Below are 24430 nucleotides of genomic sequence, written 5' to 3' on the forward strand. Positions count from 1 at the left end.
AATGGTAGGAGAAGGCATGATCCAGCCTTCCCTCCACAATGCCGGCCTGGTCGAGATCGCCGGGCCGGATTATCCGGTGCTGATCGACATGCGCTATGCCGGCCACGACAACATCACCGGCGCGCCGATCTACAAGCGCCCGGCCTGCTTCCTGAACGCAGAAGCCGCCGCGCTGCTGCGGCGCGCCATCCAGCTTGCCGCGCAGATGGGGCTGCGGCTGAAAATCTTCGATGCCTTCCGCCCCACCGAGGCGGCCTGGGCCTTGTGGAATCATAACCCCGATCCGAATTTCCTCGCCGATCCGCGCAAGGGCTCGCCCCATTCGCGCGGCGCGGCGGTTGATGTCACGCTGGTCGATGCCGATGGCCACGATCTCGACATGGGCACCGATTTCGATGCCTTCACTCCGCTGGCCTTCCACGGCAACCTCGACGTCGCACCGGCGCAGCAGAAGAACCGCGCCCTGCTGCTGGGCATCATGACCGCCGCCGGCTGGGACTTCTATCGCAACGAATGGTGGCACTACCAGCTTTTCCAGCCGCGCCGCTATCCGCTGCTGTCCGACGCGGCGGCGGGAACCTCGATGATGTGACCGGCCGCCCAGCGCGCGGCCGTTTCGAAATCCACCTTCTCCTGCAGCACGGCAGCGATCCGCTCGCCCAGCGCGGGCCCGAACTTGAAACCATGGCCTGAGGTGCCGCACAGGGCATAACCGCATGCGCCGAGCCGGCGAAGCTGGAAGCGTTCCTCGGCTTCGACATCGTAGAAGCAGGTCTTGCCCTGCAGCACGCGATAGCCCTCCAGGCCGGCGATGCGGTGTCGCGCGCCATCCAGTATGGCGTCGATCTCGGCCGCCGAGGGATCGCGGCTGCCATCCGGGTCGGCGGCGGGCCCGAAGCGGTGGTCGCTGATCTTCAGCCCCGTGCGCATGCCATCCCGCGTCACCCGCGGCGGCACCAGATAGAAGCCTTTCACGGCTCCGATTTCGAGCAGCATCGGCGCGGTATGCCAGGCGGCGGTGAATTCAGCCGGCGGCTGCAGATAGACCACGGTCTGCCGTGACGGCCGCGATACCGGCGCCAGATCGGGCAGCAGCCGCGACGTCCAAGGGCCGGCGGCGACCAAGATACGGTCGGCGCGCAGACTATCGCCATCGGCCAGCTTCACGATGCCGGCTTCCGCATCGATGGCGGCGACGGCCTTTCCGGTCAACAGCGGCACGCCGCGCTCGCGCAGATGGCCGCTGAGGGCGGCGATAATCGACTCGGCAAACAGCAGGCCGCCCGAAGGGCAATAATAGGCATCCTCCAGCCCGTCGCCCACCAGCATCGGCCAGCGGCCGATCACGGTTTCTGCGTCGAAGGAGAGATGCTCGATTTCCTCGGCCGCCAGCGTGACGACGCATTCCTTGGCCCAGGCATCGCCCATGCCGCTCAGGACCAGCGTGCCGGTCTCGGCATAGAGCCGCATCTTCAGGTCACCCCACAGCCTCTCCCAGCCATGATAGGCCTCGCGCACCATGCGCAGATAGCCGCGCTGCGCGCCGTAGGGATAGCGGATCAGGCGATGTTGGTCGACCGAGCTGCCGAGCGGATTGGGCAGCCGGCCCTGCTCCACCACGCTGACATCGGCACCAGCGCGCTTCAGGGCCCAGGCCGTGGACAGCCCGACGATGCCGCCGCCCACCACGACGACCTTCATGGCTGCACGCTTTCTGCCACCAGCTCGGCCGCGGCAAGATCCTCGAGCGCGCTGCCGACCGACTTGAACAGCGTGATTTCGCCATCGTCCCGGCGCGCGAAGGCATCGGTGCGGCACAGGTCGAACAGATCGCCGCGCACCTGCTCGGCCGTCAACGCGCCATTGCGGATCGGCGCTACCAGATCGCCGGCCTCCTTCAGGGCGCCGGCGCGGGTATCGACCCAGACGGATGCACGCTGCAACGTCGCGTCGTCGGCCTCGCGCATCTCGGGCGTGAAGCCGCCGACGAGATCCACATGGGTGCCGGGACGCAGCCACTCGCCGCGCACCAGCGGTTCGCGGCTGAGCGTGGCGCAGGAAATCGTGTCGGCGGCGCGCACGGCGGCCTCCAAGTCGTCGACCACAGCGATCGAGGCATTCAGGTCGCTGAGTTTTTCCGCAATCGCCTCGGCGCGGAAACGGTTGCGGTTCCAGACCTCGATCCGCTTGTAGCGCCGTACGGCATGGTGCGCCCGGATCAGATGCGGCGCCAGCGAGCCGGCACCGACCATCAGGAACTGCTTCGCATCGCGCCGCGCCAGATAGTCGGCCGCCAGCGCCGAGGCGCAGCCGGTGCGCCGCAATGTGAGCGCGACGCCGTCGATGATTGCCTTCGGCGCTCCGGTCTTGGCATCGAGCAGCAGATACGAGCCTATCACCGAGGGCAGGCCGAGTTTCGCATTGTCGGGATAGACGCTGACCGCCTTGATGCCGATATGGCCGCCAGGTACCCAGGCCGGCATCACCAGCAGGGTACCGCCGGCGCCGCCGGCAGGATCGTCGATATGGAAATGGCTGCGCAGGGGAATCTGGCTGCCCTGGCTGCGGAAGGCGACACGCAGGTGCTGTACCAGCTTGCCATAGGGCAGCGCGGCGTGGACGGCGGCGGCTTCGATACTGCGCATCTTTCCGCCGTCAGACAGCCGGCGGCGGCACGGAGGGCAGATTGCCCGACGGCTCAGGCGGGGCAGCGGATCGTGCTGCCGCTTTCAGCGCATCCGCCTGGCGTTTGCGGCGGGCCGAGGACCAGGCGTTCAGGCGGCCCAGTACCGCGCCGGCGATCAGGCCGGTCAGGAAGATCAGGAAAACCAGCAGATACAGCGGCAGGTCGAGGATGAAGGGCAGCGGCTCGAGGCTGACGACGACGACCTGGCGGTTGGATACCGCAAAGACCACCAGGACAATCAGCAGTAGGGCGGCAAACAGGACGCGCAGAAAGCGCATGGCAGCCCCTTCAATGTTTACTCGTCGGAATCCGAAGTCTGGTCGCCCGACAGATTGAGCTTCTGACGCAGTTCCTTGCCGGTCTTGAAGAACGGCACGAATTTCTCCTGCACCTCTACGGCGGCACCGGTGCGCGGGTTGCGGCCGGTGCGTGCCGGGCGGCGCTTGACCGAAAAGGCTCCGAAACCGCGCAATTCGACGCGATCGCCGCGCGAGAGCGCGTTGGCGATTTCATCGAAGATCGTGCCGACGATCCGCTCGATGTCGCGTTGCGTCAGATGCTGATTGCGTTCGGCCAGTCGGTTGATGAGTTCAGACTTGATCATCGGCGTTTCCCTGCGCGGCGGTGGCGGGGCCCCCTCGTTCTTTACTCAGGGTGCCAAAGGGAGATCAGCCCGTCAAGCTTAAGCCGTTCGGAGAAAAGGCTTTTTCCAAAAAAGGCGCTCATGGCCCGGCTTCCCACCCCATCCAGCAAGCCGGTCGGGGGCTCGGACGGGATGTCCCGGAGCGGCAATTCGGCTGCGATTCCCCGGTTCCGGGCCAGCCAATCGCGCGCCTCGGCGAGGCCGCCCAGACCGTCGATCAGGCCGCTTTCCAGGGCTATCCGGCCGGAATATACCCGCCCATCCGCCAGCCGGGAGACCGTTTCGACCGGCAGATTCCGCCGCTCGGCCACCAGTTTGACGAACCAGGCATGGGTCTCCTGTACCATGCGCTGGATCTGGGCGCGGCCTTCCGGGCTCATCGGCCGGGTCGGGTTGGGCTGGTCCTTGAGCGGGCCTGATACGATGGTTTCGGCGCTGACGCCGATCTTTTCCATCAGTTTGGAGAATTCCGCGGTCTGGAACAGCACGCCGATCGAGCCGGTCAGCGAGGTCTCGCGCGCCAGTACCTGGTCGCCGGCAATGGCGATCATGTAGCCGGCCGATGCGCCCAGCGTGCCGATCACCGACACCACCGGCTTTTCCTCGGCCACCCTGCGTATCGCGCCGAACAGGGCCTCGCCGCCATAGGTGCTGCCGCCGGGGCTGTTGACGTGGACGATCAGGGCGCGGACGCGGTCGTCTTCGGCCGCCTCCTGCAGCTTTTCCATCCACCAGTCGTTCTCGGCGATCACGCCGCTGATCTCCAGCCGGGCCACATGGGCCTGGTGGCGGCGAATGACATTGCCGGGATCGACCCAGTAGAAGGCGCCCAGCGCGGCGACCATGACGGCAAGCACGGCGACGAAACGCCACCAGTTCAGACGGCGCGCCAGACGGCGGCGCTCCAGCCAGGCATCGGTATCATTGGACATGGCGACAAGGTAAGGGCGGCGGACCGGCTTGCCAAGGGAGCCGCCGCCAATAACACCTTGCCGCTGCACATAAAGCTACCAATACTGCGGCCATGGCCCTGCCGCTCGACCCCACCGTGCCGCTGGCCGGCATCGCGCTGATCCTGTTGCTGGTCTGGCTGACCGGCGGCCTGCGCCATGCGCGCCTGGCCGATACCAGCGAGGCCGCCGCCCTGCTGGGCGCCGGTGAGACCGGGTTCGCGGCCGCGGATATCGCCATATCCCGCAGCCACGACTGCGCCATCGCCCATGATGGCCAGGGCCATGTGGCCATGGTGTTTGCCAGCGGCGCAAAGCTGGCCGCCCGCAAACTGCAGCGCGACGAGGTCGCAACGGTGACGCTGACGCCGCAGGATGACGGCTGTGCATTGCTGGCGATCCGCACGTGGGCCTTCACGCATCCCAATTTTACGCTGCTGCTGGATCAGGCCGCAGCCGAAGACTGGCGCCGGCGCGTGACGGAGATGCCGGCATGAGCGAGCTGGCCTTTCGGCTGCCCGATCCCGTGATCCTTGCGATCCCGGCCTTCATCGGCCTGGCGGCTCTGGAGGTTCTGGTTGCGCGCCTGCGGCGGCATCCGGCCTATGAATTGCGCGATACCGCCGCCTCGCTGACCATGGGGCTGGTCAACCTGGTGCAGGCGGTGCTGTTTTCCGGCCTGATATGGTGGACCCTGCAGGCGGTGCATGGATGGCGGCTGTTCGACCTGCCCTTAACCCTGTGGACCTGGATCGCCCTGCTGTTCGCCGAGGATTTCATCTATTACTGGTTTCACCGCCTGAGCCACGAACATCGCATCTGGTGGGCGGCGCATGTGAATCACCACTCCTCGCAGCATTACAATCTCTCGACCGCATTGCGGCAGCATTGGACCGGCAACCTGGTCTTCACCTGGGCATTGTGGCTGCCGCTGGCCTTGCTGGGCTTCCCGCCGGCGCTGATCGTGTTCCAGAAGGGCGTCAGCCTGGTCTATCAGTTCTGGATCCATACCGAGCTGATCCGCCGCCTGCCGCGCTGGTTCGAAGCGGTGTTCAACACGCCCTCGCATCACCGTGTGCATCACGCCACCAATCCGCGCTACCTCGACCGCAATTACGCCGGCATCTTCATCATCTGGGACAGGCTGTTTGGCAGCTTCGCGCCGGAAGACGATGCCGAGCCCTGCCGCTATGGCATCGTGAAGAATATCGGCAGCTTCAATCCGCTGCGCATCGCTTTCCATGAATGGGTCGAGATCGGCCGAGACCTGCGCCGCGCCACCTCGCTGAGAGCGGCACTGGGCTATCTGTTCGGCCCGCCGGGCTGGCGGCCCGACGGCAGCGGCATCACGTCGGATATGCTGCGCGCGCGCTGGCAGGCCGAACGGGCGGGCCTGCACGGCACGGCCGACTAGAGCGCATCGAGCATGCCGCGGAATGTGGCCTGCAGTACGCCCTTTTCCAGGGCCTGAATGGGAATGCGCTGCGGCTCCGGCTGCTTGCCTGGCCCGGCCGAAACGCTCCAGGTCACGGCCCCCAGAACGAAGGCGACGCGCGCGGCATCGGCATCAGCCGCCACCGGCAACAGCAGACGGCGGACCCGGCTCATGCCCTCCTCCGGCCAGCGCTGCGTGCTTTCGGCATAGAGCGGCTGCCCCGTCTCGATCACCGTGGCATAGAGCTGCTCCATGTAGTCCCGGTAGGCGCCGCTGTATATTTCGGCAGTGGTCTTTCCCGTGGCATCGCGGTGGAAGCGCTGTACCAGTTCAGTGCCGACCAGACGAAAGCGCATCACCCTGCCGGTGCCGGCGGGCTCGGCCAGCACCAGGAAGGGCAGCAGACGGCGCGGCATGTCGAGGGGATCGATGGTGCCGCGCAGGGGCAGCGCATCCTCGACCCGTCTGGCCGACCAATAAGCGGCCAAATTGAGCAGGATGCGGTCGTCGGCAAAGGGAAGCGGGAGACCGGCGGTCACTGAAGATAACAACTATGTGATGAGGCGAATCGCTGAGGTGAATTGTGATTCGACAGTCAGGCAATTTTCATTTTATTACAATGAGTTACAACCTTACGGCGAATCGTTATCAATGGAAATATCGCCTAAGTCCGGTCAGCCTTCCATTCCCTCACCGTCTAGCTGTGTGCGCAGGCGCGCGAGCGCGAGGCGAATGCGCGACTTTACCGTGCCGAGCGGCAGCTTCTCGCGGTCGGCAATCTCGCGGTGGGAAAGATCGCTGAAAAATGCGAGTTGCAGAAGATGGGTCTGGTCGGCTGACAGGGCCTGCATCGCGCGCCGCAACCGTGCCTCGGCCTGCGCCTGATCAACGCCGCTGTCTGGCGCCGGCATCTCGTCGGGCACCAGAGCCGGATCGTTGGGATCGATCTCGGGCCGCCTCTCGCGGCGCAATCGGTCGATGCGCTTGTTGCGCGCGATGGTGAACAGCCAAGTGGCGACCGAGGCCTGCGCCGGGTCGAAGGTGGCGGCGCGGCCCCAGGCCGAGATCAGGCTTTCCTGCGCCAGTTCCTCGGCGACATCTTCGGGAGCACCGAGCCGCATGATGTAGGCCTTCAGGCGCGGCGCGTAATGTTCATAGAGCGCAGCGAAAGCGGCGCGGTCGCCGGCTTGGGCTACGGCTTGCATCAGAGCTGCCTGCCGGTCGCGGTCCATCCCTCTCTGCTCCATGCCGCCATGCTGCGCGAAGCGAGGCGATAACGCAAGACAGCCAATGATTTAAGGCAGCGTCGCCGGCCCTGCCATGATGTTGCCATGAAATCGGGTGGAAATCCCCCGACACCACCGCTATGTTCCCGCCATGACCGACAACAGGGTTTATCGACTGGCAGCTCCGCTGCTCGCCTCGCTCCTCCTTTTTCTGCCGCCCGGCCATGGCGACGCCCAGGCCCAACAGAAGCCGCAGAACAAGCAGACTGCTGCCAAGAGCGAGACCAAACGCATTGGCAGTTTCTCGGGCTGGGATGCCTATGAGCATACCGACAAGGGCGCCAAGCTTTGCTACCTGCACGCCCAGCCGGAAAAGAAGGAGCCGGCCGGCGCGAAGCGCGGCGAGATCTACATCCTGGTGACGCATAAGCCGAAGGAGAAGATCCGCAACGAGGTGAGCATCTATTTCGGCTATCCGCTGAAAACCGAGGTGCCGGCGCAGGCTGTGATCGGCACGGCCACCATCGAGATGTTCACCTACCAGGAAGCGGCCTGGGCGGCGGATGCTGCCACCGACCAGAAGCTGGTGGAAGCCCTGCGCAAGGGCAAAACGCTGGTGGTGAAAGGCGAATCCGCGCGCGGCACCAAGACCACCGATACCTACGACCTGAGTGGATTCACTGCCGCCCTGCAAGCCATCGACAAGGCCTGTGGCCTTGGGGCATCGTCGTGACGTCATGACCGCCATCGTGCCGGATATCGCCGCCCGTCCCGCCGCTGCGGCGACTTCGGGGCCGCGCGACCTGCTGGGCCTGACGCGGCTCGAGATCGCCGCCGCGCTGGTCGCCGCCGGCGAGCCGGAAAAGGCCGCCAAGATGCGGGCCAACCAGCTCTGGCACTGGATCTACTATCGCGGCAGCCGCGATTTCGCCGAGATGACCACGCTGGCCAAGGACATGCGCGAACGTCTGGCGGCAAACTTCACCGTGGGCCGCCCGCAGGCGAGCCGCGACCTGAAGAGTGTGGACGGTACACGCAAATGGCTGCTGAAATTCAGCGACGGCGAAGAAGCCGAATGCGTGCACATTCCGGAAGACGATCGCGGTGCGCTGTGCGTCTCCAGTCAGGTCGGCTGCACGCTGACCTGCAAGTTCTGCCATACCGGTACGATGAAACTGGTGCGCAACCTGGATGCCGGCGAAATCGTCGGTCAGGTGATGCTGGCGCGCGACCACCTCGAAGAATGGCCCTCGCCCAAGGACGGCCGCATGCTGTCCAACATCGTGATGATGGGCATGGGCGAGCCGCTGTATAATTTCGACAACGTATCCAAGGCGCTCAAGATCGTGATGGACAACGAGGGCATCGCGATCTCGAAGCGCCGCATCACGCTCTCCACCGCCGGCGTGGTACCGATGATCGAACGTTGCGGCGCCGAACTGGGCGTCAATCTTGCGATCAGCCTGCATGCCGTGCGCGACGACATCCGCGACGTGATCGTACCGATCAACAAGAAATACCCGATCAAGGACCTGCTGGCCGCCTGCGCCGCCTATCCGGGCCTGAGCAACGCACGCCGCATCACCTTCGAATACGTGATGCTGAAGGGCGTGAACGACACGCCCGCCGACGCCAAGGAACTGGTGCGGCTGCTGAAGGGCATTCCGGCCAAGGTGAACCTGATTCCGTTCAACCCCTGGCCCGGCGCGCCGTATGAATGCTCCAGCGACGAGGCGATCCGCAAGTTCAGCGACATCGTGTTCAACGCCGGCTATTCCTCGCCGGTGCGCACGCCGCGCGGGCGCGACATCATGGCCGCCTGCGGCCAGCTCAAATCGGCCAGCGTGAAACGCAGCAAGGCCGACATCCTGCGCGAACAGGCGGCCAAGGAAGCCGCCGGTCTGTCGGCATGACCATGGCGCCGCGCCTGTTTGTTCTTTCCGGACTGGCGGCGGCCGTTCTGCTGGCGGTAGGGGGCGGCGCACAGCCGGCATCCGGCCAGGTCATGCCTCCGGCGCAGCCTGCCGGCATCGGCGCCAGCATTGATGACAGCACCGCTTTCAACAGCACCGAGCGCTGGCTGATCCCGTATTATTTCCAGCGCAAGCATGCGGACCGGGCGCGCGCTTCGCGGGCCAAGTCCGTCCAGCGCAGTCTTCCTGCCGGCATCGCCACGGCGCCCCGGAAGGGTGACACCCTGCCGCTGGATGTGGCGGCCAGGCTGCACAATCTGCCCGGGCCGCTGCTGCGCGATCTTCCGCCCGCGCGACCCGACACCGCACGCCTGGTTGTCGGTGCCGATGTCATCCTGCTGCGCCGTTCCAGCGGCGAGGTGCTGGATGTGATGGCTGGGGTGATCAACTGATCAGGCCGCCCGCGCCGGCAGCCTGGCATCTCCGCGCATCTCCGCCATCCTTCCCGGCTTGGCTGGGGTTTCTGCCGCGGTCCTGAAAAACCCTACCAGTTCGGCCAGGGCGCCGGCCTGTTCGGCCAGGGCCTGGGCAGAGGCGGTGGTTTCCTCCACCAGCGCGGCATTGCGCTGCGTGGACTGGTCCATCTGCGCCACCGCCATGTTCACCTGCTCCAGCCCGGTCGCCTGCTCGCGCGAAGCGGCGGCGATCTCGGCGATGATGTCGGTGACGCCACGGATCGCCTGGTTCACCTCGGCCAACGCGCTGCCGGCGCGATCCACCAGGCCGGCGCCGGCACGCACATGGGTATTGGAATCCTCGATCAGCCCCCTGATTTCCTTGGCCGCATTCGCCGAACGCTGGGCCAGGGCGCGCACTTCATGCGCCACCACGGCGAACCCCTTGCCCGCTTCGCCGGCACGCGCGGCCTCCACGGACGCATTCAGCGCCAGAAGATTGGTCTGGAAGGCGATCTCGTTCATCACCGCAACGATATCGCCGATGCGCGCGGCGCTGGCCTCGATCCTGGCCATCGCATCGACCACGCCCTGTACCACCGTTCCGCTCGCGGCGGCTTTGTCGCGCGCCACCATGCTCAGGCCATCGGCGCGGGCCGCATTATCGGCATTCTGTTTCACTGTCGCAGTGATCTGCTGCATTGTCGCGGCGGTCTGCTCCAGCGCCGCCGCCTGGCTTTCGCTGCGCTGGGCAAGATCGAGGCTGCCGGTGGAAATCTCGGCCGATGCGGCCCTTACCTGCGTGGCGCTGTCGCCCAGCCGCGCGGCCACATCCCGCAGCATTGCCGCCATGCCGTTGGCACTCTGCTTCAACGCGCCGAATATGCCGGCGTAATCGCCCGTCACCTGCTGCCCGGTATCGCCACGGCCCAGCGCCTCGGTCACCTGGGCCAGCTCGCCCACCATGCCCTGCAGCATTTCGGTCAGGCGGTTGAGCTGGCGGCTGACATCGAGGAAGAACCCGTCTTTGCCATCCTGCGCCAGGCGCCCTGAAAGATCGCCGGCGATGATGCGGTTGACCAGTTCGGTGATCTCGGCTGCCGCCACCTTCTCGCGCGCCTCGCGCTCGGCCAGCTTGAGCCGCTCGCCGTCGCGCAGCACCTGACGCTCGCGCGAGGATTTGCGGCGTGCCCGCGCCTCGTCCCGCCATACGCGGTAGGCATGCCGAAGGGTGGCGAAACGCGCACCGCCCCCGAATAGGAGGCCGGCCAGAGCCACCAGGGGCAGGCCAAGCGTGAGGCAGGCGGCGAAGATGTCGGCGAACCTATCCTTCGGCTGCGCCAGCAGTTGCGTACAGGCGGCGCGCAGATCGGCGGCGACGCAGTCGCGCACACGGTTGATCTGCTCGATCCGTTGCGTGGTGACCTGGAACCAGTGCGGCGCCGCGATGCCGCCGGTCGAACCATGGGCGAAGCCGTCATAGATTGCCGTGCGCAGGCCTTGCACGGCGGCGAAGGCCGGCTCTCGGAAGACAGCATCGCAGAAGGCGATCTGGTCCTTGGTGGCGTGAGCACGGAACACGGTGAAATCGGCCTCCTGCAGAAAGCCAAGGCTCATGAAGCGCTGGAACACCGGCAGGTCGAAACGGCCTGCCGCCAGCGCGCCCGAGCCAGTGGCACGTTCCTGCGCAGATTTCTCCAGGCCCTCGAGCAGGGCGAGGAACGCATCCAGGCCGCGCGCCAGTTCGACATTGCCGAGCAGGTAGCCGATGCCGCGTACGCTTTCCAGCGCATGGCGGATCGGCGTGGTCCAGTTGGCGAAGGATTGCTGGGTGGTGAAATCCAGCCTGTCGATGAGTGACCGTGCCTGACGTGCGTGATCCAGCAGGCGGCCGAGCTCATCGCCGGCGGCAACCAGCGGGGCCAGCAGCGCATGCGCACGGCAGACATCCGTGGCAGCCTGCACCGCCAGTGCGTTCTGATCCATGGCCGCGCGCGCCGCCTGAAGCTGCTCGCGGAATTCGTGTCCCTTGCTGCCGATGAACAACGCGCTGGAGCCGCGCTCCCGCTGCAGGTCGTTGGCCAACTGGCCGATGGCGATGGCATAGCCGATTGCCGCACCGGCCGCGGGCGCCTCGTCGCGCAACTGCCGCTCCTCGAACAGGCGCGTGGCTGCGAATCCGACGAAGCCGAGAATGGCGAGGTTGGCCGACGCGGTCTTGCGGGCTGGCTTGGCGGGCGCGGTCTGGGGAGAAGTCGGCATGCGGCACCTCATTTATCGCTTTTGGGTAGCCGCCGAGGGCAGCACCATGACTCAAAAGCAAGCATGATCCGTGCCAGGAAAACTTTTGCGGAAACTGATCGTCACCATACGCACGGTCAACGAGCAGCGTCGCTGGCAGCACCAAAAGCAAAAAAATGCCGCCCGGCCTTGGCCGGACGGCATGCGCTGCGATGTTGCGCGGAAGGTAAAGCCGCCTTGGCCGCGGCGCGGCCGCGTCAGTAGCGCTTGTAATCGAGGAACTTGCCGGTCATGACGATCTTCACGCGATCGCCCTTGGGATCGGGCAGGCGTTCCATCGTCATGTTGAAATCGATGGCCGACATGATGCCGTCGCCGAATTCTTCCTGGATCAGCTCCTTCCAGGTGGTGCCGTAGACCTGCACCAGTTCGTAGAAGCGATAGATCAGCGGATCGGTCGGCGGGCCCGGCGGCAGCGAACCGCGATAGGGCGTTTCGGCCAGCAGCTTTTCCTCCAACTTGCCCAGGCCAAACAGCTTGGCCGTCTTGGCGGCCTGCTGCGGCGTCAGCTTCATCTGGCCGAGCAGGCCGGCGGTGAGGAAGATCGGCGACTGCTTAGGGTCGATCTTCTTGGTGATCTCTTTCCAGCTCCAGCCTTTCAGCCGCTTGGTGTCGAGGATCTTTTCGGTGACGGACTCGCGCTTCACGGTGTTTCTCCTGTTTCTTCAGATGGCGACGGACAATTCATTCGGCGGCGGCGCCGCCCAGACCGATCTTGGGTGCGGCGGCGTATACGTGCGGCGGCTTGCGGGACTCCCAGCCGGCCGGGGGCGTGAAGGCTTTCGAGCGCCGCACCAGGAAATCGAGCAGGTGATTGCGGATCGGATAGTAATCGGGCAGCTGATGCAGGGTCTCGCGCGTGCGGTCCTTGGGCAGCGTATTGACCAGGATCTCGGCGATCTTGGCGCCTGGCCCGTTGGTCATCAGCACGATGCGGTCGGCCAGCAGCATGGCTTCGTCGACGTCGTGGGTGATCATGAAGACGGTGAGGTTGGTGGCGGCCCGCAGGCGCAGCACTTCATCCTGCAACGTGCCCCGCGTAAGCGCGTCCAGCGCCGAAAAGGGCTCGTCCATCAGCAGCGTCTTGGGTTCAATCGACAACGCGCGGGCAATGCCGACACGCTGTTTCATGCCGCCGGAAAGCTGCGCCGGTTTTTTGGCTTCCGCGCCGCCCAGGCCGACCATGGCGATGTATTTGCGGGCATGCTCGGCCGCCTTAGCCTTGGACCAGGATGGCCAGCGCGACTGCACGGCAAACAGCACGTTATCGAGCACGCTCATCCACGGCATCAGGGCATGGCCCTGGAACACCACGGCACGGTCCAGGCTAGGCCCTTCGACGGCCTTGCCGTCGAAAATGATGGCCCCGTCGCTGGGCTTGTCCAGGCCGGCGAGGATGTTGAGCACGGTGGTCTTGCCGCAGCCGGAATGGCCGATGATGCAGACGAACTCGCCCTTTTCGACGCCAAACCACAGATCCTCGAACACTGCCTTGTCGGTGCCGGGAAACTGGCGCTTGAGGCCTTCGACGGAGATGAAATGCTGACTCATGGCGGCGGCCTCACTCCGGATAGGTGACGAGACGGGTGAGGAAGCCGAGCAACTGGTCGAGCAGCATGCCGATCACGCCGATGAACAGGATGGCGTTGATCACGTTGGCAATGGAAAGATTGTTCCACTCGTTCCACACGAAGTAGCCGATACCCGTTCCGCCGACCAGCATTTCGGCGGCAACGATCACCAGCCAGGCGATCGAGATCGAGATGCGCATGCCGGTGAGGATGGTCGGCGCAGCCGCTGGCAGGATGACGCGGAAGATCTTGCGGAAGGTGCCGACTTCCAGCGTGCGCGCCACGTTCAGCCATTCCCGGCGCACATTGGCGACGGCGAAGGCTGTATTCGTCAGCATCGGCCAGACTGAGCAGATGAAGATCACGAAGATGGACGAGATCGCGCTGTCCTTGATTGTGTAGAGCGCCAGCGGCATCCAGGCCAGTGGCGAGACCGGCCGCATCACCTGGATGAAGGGGTCGAGCGCCTGTCGGAACAGCGGCGACAGGCCGATCAGGAAGCCAAGCGGCACGGCGAACAGCACCGCCAGGCCGAAGCCGAGCGCAACTCGGCCGATGGAGTAGGCGAGTTGGATGCCGATGCCCTGATCGTTCGGTCCCTTCACGTAGAAGGGATCTGCCAGATGCTTCCACAACACGCCGCCCACATCGAGCGGGCCTGGCATGGCCGACTTGCCCTGGGTAGCGGTCAGGCCCATCAGCTTGGCATATTCCGGGTCCATGGCCTGGGTCTGGCCGGTGCCCGAGGTGGCGATGTGCCAAGCCCCGAGCAACGCGACCAGCAAAGCCACCGACACGATGGCGGCACGCAGGCGGAACGACATCTTCATTCCAAAGACTCCACGATTACTGAATCCAAGATCACTGGCCGGTGCCGCTCAGACGCGCTTGATCTTGAACGAGTTGATGTAGTCGTTCGGCTTCGAGGGATCGAAGGGCTTACCCATCACCGAGAAGGTCTTGTACGGGCTGCTCGGCGGCGTGAGACCCACATCCTGCATCAGCTTCTGCGTGTCGGTGGCCAGGAAGACCTGCTCGGCCACCTTCTGGTAATCGACATCGCCCTTGATCTGGCCCCAGCGCTTCATCTGGGTGAGAATCCAGATGCCAAAGCTCTGCCAGGGGAAAGGCGCGAAATCGATGCGGTCGGGCACCTTCTTCACGTTGCCCAAACCATCGGCATAGGTGCCCGTCAGCACCTGCTCGACCACCGTGACCGGCTGATTCAGATAGGCCGCCGGCGCAATGGCCTCGGCAATCTGCTTGCGGTTTTCCGGCTTGGTGGCGTAGGCCGTAGCCTCGATGATCGCGCGCAGCAGGGCGCGATAGGTATTCGGCGCCGTGGTGACGAATTCCTGGCTGGCAGCGAAGGCGCAGCAGGGATGGCCGTCCCAGATTTCCTTGGTCAACAGGTGAATGAAACCGACGCCATCATAGACCGCGCGTTGGTTCACCGGATCAGGCGCCAGAAAGCCGTCGATATTGTCGGCGCGCAGGTTCGCCACCATTTCCGGCGGCGGCACGGCGCGGATCTGCACATCGGTGTCAGGATCGACGCCATGTTCGGCAAGATAATAGCGCAGCAGATAATTGTGCATCGAATAGTCGAAGGGCACCGCCAGCTTGAAGCCCTTCCACTGCTTCGGATCCCGCTTGTCCTTGTGCTTCATGGCCAAGGTAATGGCCTGGCCGTTGATGTTCTCGATGGCCGGCGCCGCATAGGGGATCGGGTTGGAGCCGGTGCCGGTGGTGATCGCCAGAGGCATCGGCGAGAGCATGTGGGCGGCGTCGTATTCCTTGTTGATGGTCTTGTCGCGGATCACCGCCCAGCCGGCGGTCTTGATCACGTCGACATTCAGGCCATGCTTGGAATAGAAGCCCATCGGATGCGCCATGATGATCGGCGTGGCGCAGGTGATGGCGATGAAGCCGACCTTGAGGTCCTTCTTTTCCAGCGGGCCCTTGTCCTGCGCGAAGACCTCGCGTGCGGTGGCCAGCGGGAAGACCTGTTCGATCGCGGCCAGCAGCGTGCCGGCGCCGATGGCATGCAGCACGCGGCGGCGCGTCATGTCGTTGGGGATCAGGGCCCGCACCACGGCCTGATCGACCGCATTGGTCAGCCGCTTTTCCTCGTCGGCGGCCACGGCGAGCTGCTGCTGGCGCTGCAGCATGGCCAGCTCGGTATTGTGCTCGGCGAGCGAACGGTGGGCGCCGCAGGGACAGGCCGAAAGATCGTTCTGGTGATCGAACGGATTCTTGAACAGTGACATGCTGCCTGCCTCTCCTGTTGCGGTTGCCTCAGGCGGAAATCAGCAAGGAGCGTGCCATGGTCGTGAAAGCCACGATTGCCAAGGCTTTGATTGCCAGGCTATACTACGAATATTCGCAATATACGATTTTTCGTAGTTCTTATTACGATTAATCGTAGAATCGAGCTGCCCGGAAGGAGCACGTCATGGACGACTTCGGCTGCGCCTTCGAAGCCAATCCCCAGGCCATGCTGGCCATCGACCCGGCGCTGGACCGCATCATCGACGCCAATCCGGCGGCCTGTCGTCTGCTGGGGTACGACCGCGCCGCGCTCTGCGCGCTGAAGATGACCGAACTGCATCCGGGCCAGCGGCCGGCGCTGATCGTGTTCAGCGAGGCGGTGGCGGCCAAGGGCCGCTACTGGACGCGGAACCTAAGCCCGCGCCATGCCGGCGGCGGCGAGGTGAAGGTGGAATATCTCGGCGCGGCCCTGGAGGGCCGCGAAGCCGGGCGGCCGCCGTGCCTGCTGCTGATCGCGCAGGATCTGGAAGAGCTGCGCCGGCACAATGTCGACGACGAGGCCGATCACTACGTGCGCGGCGGCCTGGCGGAATGGCAGCGCGTGGAACGCTTCTTCCGCGACATCGAGCGCGAAAACCAGCTGATCCTGCGCGCCGCGGGCGAAGGCATCTACGGCGTGAATGCCGAAGGCAAGACCACTTTCGTCAACCCGGCGGCCGAACGCATGCTGGGCTGGAGCGCCGAGGAACTGGTTGGCCGGGACATCCATTCGATGGTGCATCACAGCCACCCCGACGGCTCGCATTATCATGGCCACGACTGTCCCATCTACGGCGCTTTCCGCGACGGCCATGTGCACACGGTGGACAACGAGGTGTTCTGGCGCCGCGACGGCACGCCGTTCTGGGTCGAATACACCTCGACGCCGATCCGCGACCGTGGCGCCCTGGTCGGCGCTGTGGTGGTGTTCCGCGACGTCAGCCTGAAGCGCGAGGCGGACGACAAGCTGCGCGCAGCGCTGGAGGAAGTGGAAAGCCTGCGCCAGAAGCTGGAACTGGAAAACGCCTACCTGCAGGAGGAAATCCGCGCCGAAAGCAATCATCGCGGCATCATCGGCAAGGCGGCCGCTGTGCAGAACATCCTACGCCAGGTGGAACTGGTGGCGCCCACGGATGCCACCGTGCTGGTGACCGGCGAGAGCGGCACCGGCAAGGAGCTGATTGCGCGCGCCATTCACGAAGCAAGCAAGCGCAGCGACCGACCGCTGATCCGCGTCAACTGCGCCGCGATCCCGCGCGAACTGTTCGAGAGCGAGTTCTTTGGCCATGTCCGCGGCGCCTTCACGGGTGCCCTGAGGGACCGCATCGGCCGCTTCGAGCTGGCCGATGGAGGCACGCTGTTCCTCGACGAGGTCGGCGAGATTCCGCTGGAACTGCAGGGCAAGCTGCTGCGTGTGCTGCAGGAAGGCCAGTTCGAGCGCGTGGGCGAGGAACGCACCCGCCATGTGGATGTGCGCGTGATCGCCGCCACCAACCGCGACCTGAAATCGGAGGTGCGGCTGGGGCGCTTTCGCGAGGACCTGTATTTCCGCCTGAACGTGGTGCCGATCGAATCGGTGCCCCTGCGCGAGCGGCGCGAGGACATCCCGCTGCTGGCCGCGCATTTCCTGCGCGGCGCCAGCCGCAAGCTCAAGACCGCCGGCCTGCGCCTGACCGAAGGCGACGCGCGGCGGCTCAGCCATTACGACTGGCCCGGCAATGTGCGCGAACTGGAAAACGTGATCGAGCGGGCGGCCATCCTGGCGCGCGACGGGCGCCTGCGCATTGAACTGCCGCAGGCGGCGCTGCCACAGCGCCAGGCGCCGGCCGCGGCCGATCCCCATGGCGGCCTGCTGACCGACGAGGATCGGCGCGAACGCGACCGCGCCAATATCCGCGCCGCCCTGGCCGCCTGCGGCGGCAAGGTGTTCGGCGCCGATGGTGCCGCCGCCCTGCTCGGGGTGAAGCCGACCACGCTGGCCTCGCGGATCAAGGCGCTTGGCCTTTCCCGCACCGGCTTTGCCGAAAAGGCAGGCAGCAGCCCCGCCCAGCAGCCCTGATTCCAGGCAAACCACAAAGGCTGGTGGTGCTGGCTGGCACTCCCACCCTCTTGTCTGCCAAAGCATTAGGCGCTTCACTCAGCAGGCCGTCCCGGGCCCGCCGCCGTTGCCTGCGCATGCTTTTCTCCTGCTGCGAGGCGATCATGGCCATCATTCGTCTGGACAAACAGGGCAGGCTGATCCTGCCCGCCGAACTGATCGGCAGCCACCATTGGCGCGCCGGCACCGAATTCAGTATCGAGGACCGGCCCGACGGCCTGCTGCTGCGGCCTTTGCGCGCCCATCCCAAATCCGCCAGGGCCAAGGCCGACGGCCATCATGGCAGTACCGGCCGCGACAGCGCGCTGGCCGATGCCGTGCGCGACCGCTACGCCAGACTGGGGCACTGATCCGGGCATCCTGCTGCCGGTGTGATGAAGGTCACAACCGGCCTACTCTCGCCAGATTTCCTTCCCGGCATATCTATGCGACGTCGTTCAACCGCTGTTGCAGGATATTAAAGGGAAAATCATGGCATTGAGCCGCCTGTTTGCCGGAGCCGTTGTTTCAGTCACATTGCTTGCTGCCGTGCCGCCGGCCCTGGCGCAGAATGACGGTGCCGGGAAGTCCGACTGGCGCCTGACGCTAGGTGCCGGCACCATGATGGCGCCAAGCTATCTTGGATCGGACGACTACGATGTCAGTGCGCTGCCGTTGCTCGATCTGCGTTATGCCGACCGCGTTTTCCTCTCTACGCGCGATGGCCTGGGTGCCAATCTGCTGCGCGACGGAAACCTTAGCGCCGGCCCGGTTTTGAAGTACCGGTTTGGCCGCGATCAGGATGACGATGATGCCCTGCGCGGCCTGGGCGACGTCGATCCGGCCGGTGAGGCCGGCGCCTTTGTAAAATACAGTGTCGCCAAGCTCAGCATGGGCGCCGAACTGCGCCAGGGCTTCGGCGGGCATGAGGCGGTCATCGGCGAATTCTGGCTCAACCGGCGCTTTGACCTAACCGAGAAGCTGGATTTCAACATCGGCCCAAAACTGACGCTGGCCAGCGGTGACTTCACCGAAACCTATTTTGGTATCGACGCCAGCCAGGCGGCGCGCTCCGGCTATCGCCGCTATGATGCGGACGGCATGTTTGTCAGCTACGGACTGAATGCAGCCCTCGGCTATAAGCTGACGCGGCAAGTCAGGCTGGGGGCTTTCGCCGGGATCGAGCAGATCGGCGGCGACGCAGCAGACTCGCCGATCGTCGATCAGGCCGGTTCGGCCACGCAGGCCAGATTCGGCCTGACACTCAGCTATAGCTGGATCTGGTAGACATATCGCTTGGCCGGACCGGATAAGATCGCCGGGTCCGGCCATCACGACATCGTCCGTCAGGCCGCGTCGCCGAGTTCCACATTCACCAGATTCACCCAGTAGGCCGCACCGGTGACGAGGATCTGGTCGTTGAAGTCGTAATGTGGCGTGTGCACGTAATGGCACGAGCCATCCTCGATACTGCCGCCATTGCCGATCAGGATGTAGGCGCCGGGCTTTTTCTCGAGCATGAAGGCGAAATCCTCGGCGCCGGTCAGCTTCTCGACATCGCCATCGGTCTTCGCCTCGCCCACGGTCAGCGCCGCGGCCTTCAGCGCCAGGGCGGTCTGTTCCGGCGCATTCACCAGCGGCGGATAACGGCGCAGATAATGATATTCCGCGCCGCAGCCATGGGCCTGGGCGATGCCCTGTGCCACTTCGGCCAGCCGCCGTTCCAGCAGGTCGCGGTCGGCCGGCGTATAGCTGCGCGCCGTGCCGCGGATCAGGACTTCGGAAGGGATCACGTTGGGCGAGCCATAGGCGCCGGCGGCGATATGGCCCACGCTGATCACGGCGGCATTCTGCGGCGAGACATTGCGGCCGATGATGCCCTGGGTGGCGGTGATGAAATTCGCCGCCGGCTGGGTCGGATCTGTGCCCATCTGCGGCATCGCGCCATGGCCGCCGGTGCCACGGAATTTGACGGTCCAGGTATCCGACGCCGCCATCATCGGACCCGGCCGGATGGCGAAATGGCCGGTGGGAAGCCCCGGCATGTTGTGCATGCCGTAGACGGCGTCGCAGGGAAATTTCTCGAACAGGCCATCCTCGATCATCACCCGCGCGCCGGCCTCGCCCTCCTCGGCCGGCTGGAAGATGAAATGCAGCGTGCCGGCGAAATCGGGATTCTGCGCCAGGTGCTTGGCAGCGCCGAGCAGCATGGTGGTATGGCCGTCATGTCCGCAGGCATGCATCTTTCCGTCATGCACGGATTTATGCGCGAAGGTGTTCTTTTCCTGCAGGTTCAGGGCATCCATGTCGGCACGCAGGGCAATGGCGCGCTGCCCCTGGCGTTTGCCCTTCAGGGTGCCGACCACGCCGGTCTTGCCCAGGCCGCGATGGATCGGGATGCCCCATTCGGTGAGCCTGGCCGCCACGATGTCGGCGGTGCGGTTTTCCTCGAAGGCCGTTTCCGGATGCTTGTGGATGTCGTGGCGGATCGCGGTGAGCTCCTCGCGATAGGCCTGCATCTCCTTCAGGAGGTCCTTGCTCATGACGGTTACCTTTTGGTGCGTTGGTATTTATGGCCGGGAAAGCTGGATCCAGCACAGCACCAAGCCGGCCGGCTGGCAAGAGGACCCGGCCGCGAATTGCACCGGTACATTACTGCCTCTGGACTAAAACGGAGACCGGCCCCATCATCCCGCCTGCCTGTCCGTCAGGCCGTCCCGAGACAATAATCATAACGAGCCCTAGCCATGGCCACCCGCAGCCTGTCGCCCCGCGTGCCCTTCCACCACGATTCGCTCAGCCAGTGGCAGAGCGTGTCGATCCTCTCCGGCGCCGCCATCATGCTGTCGCTGGCCATGGGCATGCGCCAGAGCCTTGGTCTGTTCATGCAGCCGATCACCCGCGACATCGGCATCTCGGCTGCCGACTTTGCCTTCGCGCTGGCGGTGCAGAACATCGTCTGGGGCATCGCGCAACCCTTTGCCGGCGCACTGGTCGACAAATACGGCACGCGCATGATCGCGCTGTTTGGTGGCCTGCTTTATGCCGCCGCCCTGATCATCACCGCCTATGCCGATGCCGCCTGGATGATCACGCTGAGCTCGGGCGCCATGATCGGCGTGGCGCTGGCCTGCACCACATCGGGCATCGCCGCCAAGATCGCCGCCAAGGTCGTGCGCCCAGAACGCCGCAGCCTGGCCTTCGGTCTGGTCTCGGCGGCCGGCTCCATCGGCACCTTCTTCTGCGCGCCGCTGGCCCAGGGCGTGATCCAGTCGAGCGGCTGGCAGATGGCGATGTTCGCCTTCGTGGCGCTGGCCGCCGCGATGCTGCCGGCAGCCCTGATGGGCGGCCGCGCCGACAAGGTACCCGTCGGCGGCCCCGCCGGTGGCCAGGCCGAGACGATGCGCAGCACGCTGGCCGAGGCGCGGCGCCATGGCGGCTATATCGTGATGGCCGCCGCCTTTTTCGTCTGCGGCCTGCAGCTCGTATTCCTCACCACTCACCTGCCGACCTTCCTGGCCGATTGCGGCGCCGACCCGATGCTGGGCGCGCAGGCGCTGGCGGTGATCGGCGCCTTCAACGTGTTCGGTTCATGGCTGTTCGGCTGGCTGGGCGACCGTTACCACAAGCCCATGCTGCTCGGCCTGATCTATATTGCGCGCTCGGTGGCCATCGCGCTGTATTTCATGCTGCCGGTGAGCAGTTTCTCCACGCTGGTCTTCGCCGCCGTGATGGGCACGCTGTGGCTGGGGGTGATCCCGCTGGTCAACGGCCTGGTGGCGCAGATTTTCGGCATCCGGTATCTCGCCACGCTGACCGGCATCGCTTTTTTCAGTCATCAGGTGGGCAGCTTCCTCGGCGCCTGGGCCGGCGGCGTGATCTACGACGCGCTGGGCTCCTACACGCTGGCCTGGCAGCTTGCCGCCGGTATCGGCGCGGCCGCCGGCGTGATGCAGCTTTTCATGAATACGCGGCCGACCGAGCGCGTGCTGGCCGCCCAGCGCGAGGCGGTGGCCGCGGAATAATCCGCAGCCACCGCCTGCCGCTAGCGGCTGAAGAGGCGCCACATTGTCAGCGACGTGGTGAGCGCGGCTCCGGTGACCAGGCCGATCCACAACCCGGTTACGCCAAGGTTCTGAACCTCGCAAAGCCAGATGCCGAGCGGTGCGCCAATCCCCCAGTAGGAGACGAGCTTGAACGTCATCGTCGCGGCGGTATCCTTGCGGCCGCGTAGCAGCCCCAGCGCCGCCAGCCCGGGATAGACGATCAGTTCCAGCAGCCCGAGTAAGAGCAGAAGACCGACCGCAACCTTGGCCGCGGCAACTCCCGCAGTACTGGAATCGAAGAACCAGACAGCCAGCGGTTCTGCGCTGACGGCCATCAATGCGAACAGCGCCGCGCCGGCACTCAGCGATATGAGAAGGCTGCTGGTTACGACCGCCCGGGCAATCGCCGCATTTTCCAGCGTCGCCGCCCGCGCCATACGTACCATGGAGGCCTGAAGCATGGCTGCCGATCCGGCATAGAGGATGCCCGACAGCCGGAGCGTCAGCGTATGGGCGGCGACATCGGCTGCACTGAGCACTGCCGCATAGAGCGTGACCGCCAGGAAGATGCCGGTCTCAGTCAGCATCGTCACGCCGATGGGAAGGCCGACGCGCAGCACGGCACCCAGACCATGGTGCTCGACCGGTGCGCTGGCCGGGGCTGTCGCCGGTATCGCCGCGGCGGCGCGCCGCGCCACAAACAGCAGCGCCGCAAGGGTTGCCGCTGCAACCAGCAGAGTGGACAGGCCCGCGCCGGTTGGGCCGAAGGCAGGGATCGGTCCAGCGCCCATCATCAGCACATAATTGGCGACCGCATTCAACGGCAGCATCGCCATCGTGACATAAAGAAAGACCTTCGGCTTTTCCGCCGCCGTGAGGATAGTGCGGTAGAACGTAACGCCCAGCATGGGAATGAGCGTCAGCGCCATGCTGCGCGTGTATCCCGCACCCTCATCGAGCAGGCCGCGCTCGAGACCGAGATATTCCAGCCAGGCCGGCGCGAACCAGACCGCCGGGACCGACAGGAGCGCCAGCAGGGCGACCATGACCCAGCCCATGCGCTCGAGCTTGGCGCGGGAAGCCGTGTCGGCCCGCGTGACCGCCGCCGTATAGAAAGGCGCCAGACCGCCGAGCGTCCCGGCACAGAAATAGAAGATGATGGAATAGAGATCGCTGCCGACCGCCACCGCCGCCAGGGCATCGGCACCGAACAGCATCGACACCATCACCGTATCGGTCACGCTCATGCCCATGTTGACCAGGGCGATAAGGGCAATCGGCAGGGCCAGACGCAACAGCGACCGTCCCTCTCCGGCATAGAGCGCCCAACTCGCGCCGGCATCGGTACGGACTGCAAACTCGGTATCAATCGTCGACATCGGATCATTCCTGTTCTGCATTGCTGACGGACAAGGGTTCGGCGGCCGCGGCGTGACACGCGGCCGCCGGTCCTCGGCGATCCCTGATCATTGGCCCGGATCAGAGGTCCCTGAGACGCCGCTCTGCGATCCAGAAGGGCCGGGTGGCTTCGTAATGCGCGGCGACGGGATCGATCCCCGCATCGCGCAGGGTGCGGGGATCGATGCGCGCCAGAAGGCGCCGTGCCGCGCGGCGGCGACGCTGGATGCGCAGCGCCTGCGCCAAGCGCCGCAGCCAGCCAGCCTGACGATCTTCGGCGCGGCGGCCGATCGCTGCCCAGACCACGGCCTGCAAGATCAGCGCCGCAGTTCGAGGATCAGGTTGAAGGGCGTTGCCGTGGCGCGACGGAACCGCGTGAAGCCATTGGCCCGGGCGAGTTCCGACAACCGGCCTTCCCCGGCCTGCGCGCCCAGCACGTGGGTCCCGTTCTCCGAAATCGCATGGGCGCAGCACAGGGCGGTGGAGCCAGCGTAGTACATGCGTCCGATCGGGTTTAGGTTGTCCTCAACCTTGTCGTTGGCGAAGGGCTCCACCAGCATCACCGTGCCGTCCGGCGCCAGGCTCTTGGCGGCATGGCGCAGCGCCACATCCGGATGCCCCATGTCGTGCAGCGCATCGAAGAAGCAGATCAGGTCATAATCCTGCGACGGATAGTCCCCGGCCTTGGCCACGCTGAAGGTAACGCGGTCGGCCACGCCGGCCTTCTTGGCGTTCTCGCGCGCTGCCTCGATCGACCCCTCATGGACGTCGAAGCCCCAGAACCGGGACTTCGGAAAAGCCTGCGCCATGATGATGGCGGAATGACCGTGGCCGCAGCCCACATCGGCCACCCGCGCGCCGGCCTCAAGCTTGGATACCACGCCCTCCAGGGCGGGCAGCCATTCCGGCACCAGATGGGCCTGGTAGCCGTTGCGGAAGAAGGCGGCCACGCCGCAATACAGGCGGTGATGATGATCGCCCCAGGCCACGCCCTTGCCGGTTTTGATGGCCGCGATGGTCTTGGCCTCGTCGAACCACAGCGAAGCCGTCACCTCCCAGGCATTGGGAATGAAGACCGGGCTGCTTTCCTCGGCCAGCATCATCGCCTGCTCGGGCGACAGCTCGTATTTCTGCTCGGCCGCATGATAGATCACGTAACCGCCCGCGGCATTGCAGTTCAGCCACTCGCGCACATACCGCTCGGCGCAGCCGGCGCGCTGGGCCACTTCAGCCGAGGTAAGCGGCCCGGCGCCGGCCATGGCCTTGTAGAGGCCGAGCTTATGGCCGATGCTGATCATCACGCCGCCGTTGCTGGCCGACATATCGGCCACGGCCATGCCGACCAGCGCATGCAGCTTGTCCTGATTGATGTTGATCGCGTTCATTACCGTCACCTGATGCGTAAACTACTTCGGGGGA

General features: G+C 65.3%; 26 protein-coding genes. 10 read left to right on the plus strand and 16 right to left on the minus strand.

The genetic code is table 11. The annotated features are described in order from the left end of the window. Nucleotides 1-16 precede the first annotated feature (16 nt). The gene (ddpX, locus tag ACK4FK_RS04170) at nucleotides 17-592 is read left to right on the plus strand and encodes a D-alanyl-D-alanine dipeptidase (protein WP_409741524.1); all 576 of its coding nucleotides are present in this window, start codon (nucleotides 17-19) and stop codon (nucleotides 590-592) included. Here ddpX and ACK4FK_RS04175 read toward each other — a convergent pair. The 5 genes from ACK4FK_RS04175 to sppA are packed head-to-tail and all read right to left on the minus strand — an operon-like array spanning nucleotide 547 to nucleotide 4261. Next, nucleotides 547-1701: an FAD-dependent oxidoreductase gene (locus ACK4FK_RS04175; RefSeq protein ID WP_409741526.1), complete on the minus strand. Its 1155-nt coding sequence runs from the start codon at nucleotides 1699-1701 to the stop codon at nucleotides 547-549. The two genes, ddpX and ACK4FK_RS04175, sit on opposite strands and share 46 nt — an antisense overlap. Continuing rightward, entirely contained in the window at nucleotides 1698-2645 is a 948-nt protein-coding gene (locus tag ACK4FK_RS04180) for an ornithine cyclodeaminase family protein (RefSeq protein WP_409741529.1), read from the minus strand. Before ACK4FK_RS04180 ends, ACK4FK_RS04175 begins: the two co-directional genes overlap by 4 nt. A 10-nt stretch (nucleotides 2646-2655) precedes the next feature. Beyond that, nucleotides 2656-2964 carry a LapA family protein gene (locus ACK4FK_RS04185; protein ID WP_409741532.1) on the minus strand — a complete coding sequence of 103 codons (309 nt, stop codon included), beginning with the start codon at nucleotides 2962-2964 and terminating at the stop codon, nucleotides 2656-2658. 17 nt (nucleotides 2965-2981) lie between these two features. Beyond that, nucleotides 2982-3290: an integration host factor subunit beta gene (gene ihfB, locus ACK4FK_RS04190; protein WP_409741534.1), complete on the minus strand. Its 309-nt coding sequence runs from the start codon at nucleotides 3288-3290 to the stop codon at nucleotides 2982-2984. Between the two features lie 41 nt (nucleotides 3291-3331). Continuing rightward, nucleotides 3332-4261, minus strand: coding sequence for a signal peptide peptidase SppA (gene sppA, locus ACK4FK_RS04195; protein WP_409741536.1), 930 nt, complete (start codon nucleotides 4259-4261; stop codon nucleotides 3332-3334). A 92-nt stretch (nucleotides 4262-4353) separates the two neighbouring features. On the opposite strand from sppA, the gene ACK4FK_RS04200 reads away from it, so the two are divergent. After that, nucleotides 4354-4776, plus strand: coding sequence for a hypothetical protein (locus tag ACK4FK_RS04200; protein WP_409741538.1), 423 nt, complete (start codon nucleotides 4354-4356; stop codon nucleotides 4774-4776). Beyond that, the gene (locus tag ACK4FK_RS04205) at nucleotides 4773-5693 is read left to right on the plus strand and encodes a sterol desaturase family protein (protein WP_409741541.1); all 921 of its coding nucleotides are present in this window, start codon (nucleotides 4773-4775) and stop codon (nucleotides 5691-5693) included. The genes ACK4FK_RS04200 and ACK4FK_RS04205 overlap by 4 nt, the downstream gene beginning before the upstream one ends. Here ACK4FK_RS04205 and ACK4FK_RS04210 read toward each other — a convergent pair. Both ACK4FK_RS04210 and ACK4FK_RS04215 read right to left on the minus strand, forming a co-directional pair. Then, on the minus strand, nucleotides 5690-6253 hold the full coding sequence (locus tag ACK4FK_RS04210; protein ID WP_409741543.1) for a PAS domain-containing protein: 564 nt from the start codon (nucleotides 6251-6253) through the stop codon (nucleotides 5690-5692). The two genes, ACK4FK_RS04205 and ACK4FK_RS04210, sit on opposite strands and share 4 nt — an antisense overlap. A gap of 135 nt (nucleotides 6254-6388) precedes the next feature. Next, nucleotides 6389-6919: a sigma-70 family RNA polymerase sigma factor gene (locus ACK4FK_RS04215; RefSeq protein ID WP_409741545.1), complete on the minus strand. Its 531-nt coding sequence runs from the start codon at nucleotides 6917-6919 to the stop codon at nucleotides 6389-6391. Between the two features lie 172 nt (nucleotides 6920-7091). Here ACK4FK_RS04215 and ACK4FK_RS04220 point away from each other — a divergent pair, with 172 nt between their 5' ends. The 3 genes from ACK4FK_RS04220 to ACK4FK_RS04230 are packed head-to-tail and all read left to right on the plus strand — an operon-like array spanning nucleotide 7092 to nucleotide 9305. Next, complete coding sequence (locus ACK4FK_RS04220; RefSeq protein ID WP_409741546.1) at nucleotides 7092-7673, plus strand: invasion associated locus B family protein; 582 nt, start codon at nucleotides 7092-7094, stop codon at nucleotides 7671-7673. Between the two features lie 4 nt (nucleotides 7674-7677). After that, on the plus strand, nucleotides 7678-8853 hold the full coding sequence (gene rlmN / locus ACK4FK_RS04225) for a 23S rRNA (adenine(2503)-C(2))-methyltransferase RlmN (RefSeq protein WP_409741548.1): 1176 nt from the start codon (nucleotides 7678-7680) through the stop codon (nucleotides 8851-8853). Continuing rightward, on the plus strand, nucleotides 8850-9305 hold the full coding sequence (locus ACK4FK_RS04230; RefSeq protein ID WP_409741551.1) for a hypothetical protein: 456 nt from the start codon (nucleotides 8850-8852) through the stop codon (nucleotides 9303-9305). The genes rlmN and ACK4FK_RS04230 overlap by 4 nt, the downstream gene beginning before the upstream one ends. Here the strand turns inward: ACK4FK_RS04230 and ACK4FK_RS04235 are convergent, their stop codons facing one another. From ACK4FK_RS04235 to ACK4FK_RS04255, 5 genes are all read right to left on the minus strand, one after another. After that, a complete protein-coding gene (locus ACK4FK_RS04235) occupies nucleotides 9306-11570 on the minus strand; it encodes a methyl-accepting chemotaxis protein (RefSeq protein ID WP_409741553.1) in 2265 nt (754 codons plus the stop codon). A 236-nt stretch (nucleotides 11571-11806) separates the two neighbouring features. Next, nucleotides 11807-12256 carry a cyanase gene (gene cynS, locus ACK4FK_RS04240; protein ID WP_409741556.1) on the minus strand — a complete coding sequence of 150 codons (450 nt, stop codon included), beginning with the start codon at nucleotides 12254-12256 and terminating at the stop codon, nucleotides 11807-11809. Nucleotides 12257-12293: 37 nt separating this feature from the next. Next, on the minus strand, nucleotides 12294-13160 hold the full coding sequence (locus tag ACK4FK_RS04245; protein WP_409741559.1) for an ABC transporter ATP-binding protein: 867 nt from the start codon (nucleotides 13158-13160) through the stop codon (nucleotides 12294-12296). Nucleotides 13161-13170: 10 nt separating this feature from the next. Beyond that, a complete protein-coding gene (gene ntrB, locus ACK4FK_RS04250) occupies nucleotides 13171-14010 on the minus strand; it encodes a nitrate ABC transporter permease (RefSeq protein WP_409741562.1) in 840 nt (279 codons plus the stop codon). 48 nt (nucleotides 14011-14058) lie between these two features. After that, a complete protein-coding gene (locus ACK4FK_RS04255; protein ID WP_409741565.1) occupies nucleotides 14059-15450 on the minus strand; it encodes a CmpA/NrtA family ABC transporter substrate-binding protein in 1392 nt (463 codons plus the stop codon). 185 nt (nucleotides 15451-15635) lie between these two features. On the opposite strand from ACK4FK_RS04255, the gene ACK4FK_RS04260 reads away from it, so the two are divergent. The 3 genes from ACK4FK_RS04260 to ACK4FK_RS04270 all read left to right on the plus strand — a co-directional run bounded on the left by ACK4FK_RS04260 (nucleotide 15636) and on the right by ACK4FK_RS04270 (nucleotide 18854). Continuing rightward, nucleotides 15636-17549 carry a sigma 54-interacting transcriptional regulator gene (locus ACK4FK_RS04260; RefSeq protein ID WP_409741567.1) on the plus strand — a complete coding sequence of 638 codons (1914 nt, stop codon included), beginning with the start codon at nucleotides 15636-15638 and terminating at the stop codon, nucleotides 17547-17549. Between the two features lie 143 nt (nucleotides 17550-17692). Continuing rightward, the gene (locus tag ACK4FK_RS04265; protein WP_409741570.1) at nucleotides 17693-17938 is read left to right on the plus strand and encodes an AbrB/MazE/SpoVT family DNA-binding domain-containing protein; all 246 of its coding nucleotides are present in this window, start codon (nucleotides 17693-17695) and stop codon (nucleotides 17936-17938) included. Nucleotides 17939-18059: 121 nt separating this feature from the next. Then, on the plus strand, nucleotides 18060-18854 hold the full coding sequence (locus ACK4FK_RS04270; RefSeq protein ID WP_409741572.1) for a MipA/OmpV family protein: 795 nt from the start codon (nucleotides 18060-18062) through the stop codon (nucleotides 18852-18854). 59 nt (nucleotides 18855-18913) lie between these two features. On the opposite strand, the gene ACK4FK_RS04275 is transcribed toward ACK4FK_RS04270, so the two are convergent. Next, nucleotides 18914-20110 carry a M20 aminoacylase family protein gene (locus ACK4FK_RS04275; protein WP_409741574.1) on the minus strand — a complete coding sequence of 399 codons (1197 nt, stop codon included), beginning with the start codon at nucleotides 20108-20110 and terminating at the stop codon, nucleotides 18914-18916. Nucleotides 20111-20314: 204 nt separating this feature from the next. On the opposite strand from ACK4FK_RS04275, the gene ACK4FK_RS04280 reads away from it, so the two are divergent. Next, on the plus strand, nucleotides 20315-21592 hold the full coding sequence (locus tag ACK4FK_RS04280; RefSeq protein ID WP_409741577.1) for an MFS transporter: 1278 nt from the start codon (nucleotides 20315-20317) through the stop codon (nucleotides 21590-21592). A 20-nt stretch (nucleotides 21593-21612) separates the two neighbouring features. Here the strand turns inward: ACK4FK_RS04280 and ACK4FK_RS04285 are convergent, their stop codons facing one another. From ACK4FK_RS04285 to ACK4FK_RS04295, 3 genes are all read right to left on the minus strand, one after another. Beyond that, on the minus strand, nucleotides 21613-22992 hold the full coding sequence (locus ACK4FK_RS04285) for an MATE family efflux transporter (RefSeq protein ID WP_409741580.1): 1380 nt from the start codon (nucleotides 22990-22992) through the stop codon (nucleotides 21613-21615). Between the two features lie 100 nt (nucleotides 22993-23092). Next, on the minus strand, nucleotides 23093-23317 hold the full coding sequence (locus tag ACK4FK_RS04290) for a hypothetical protein (RefSeq protein ID WP_409741581.1): 225 nt from the start codon (nucleotides 23315-23317) through the stop codon (nucleotides 23093-23095). An 11-nt stretch (nucleotides 23318-23328) separates the two neighbouring features. Then, nucleotides 23329-24396: a class I SAM-dependent methyltransferase gene (locus tag ACK4FK_RS04295; protein WP_409741584.1), complete on the minus strand. Its 1068-nt coding sequence runs from the start codon at nucleotides 24394-24396 to the stop codon at nucleotides 23329-23331. Nucleotides 24397-24430: the final 34 nt, after the last annotated feature.

This window comes from Ferrovibrio sp. (genome assembly GCF_046297895.1).
Lineage (GTDB): Bacteria > Pseudomonadota > Alphaproteobacteria > Ferrovibrionales > Ferrovibrionaceae > Ferrovibrio.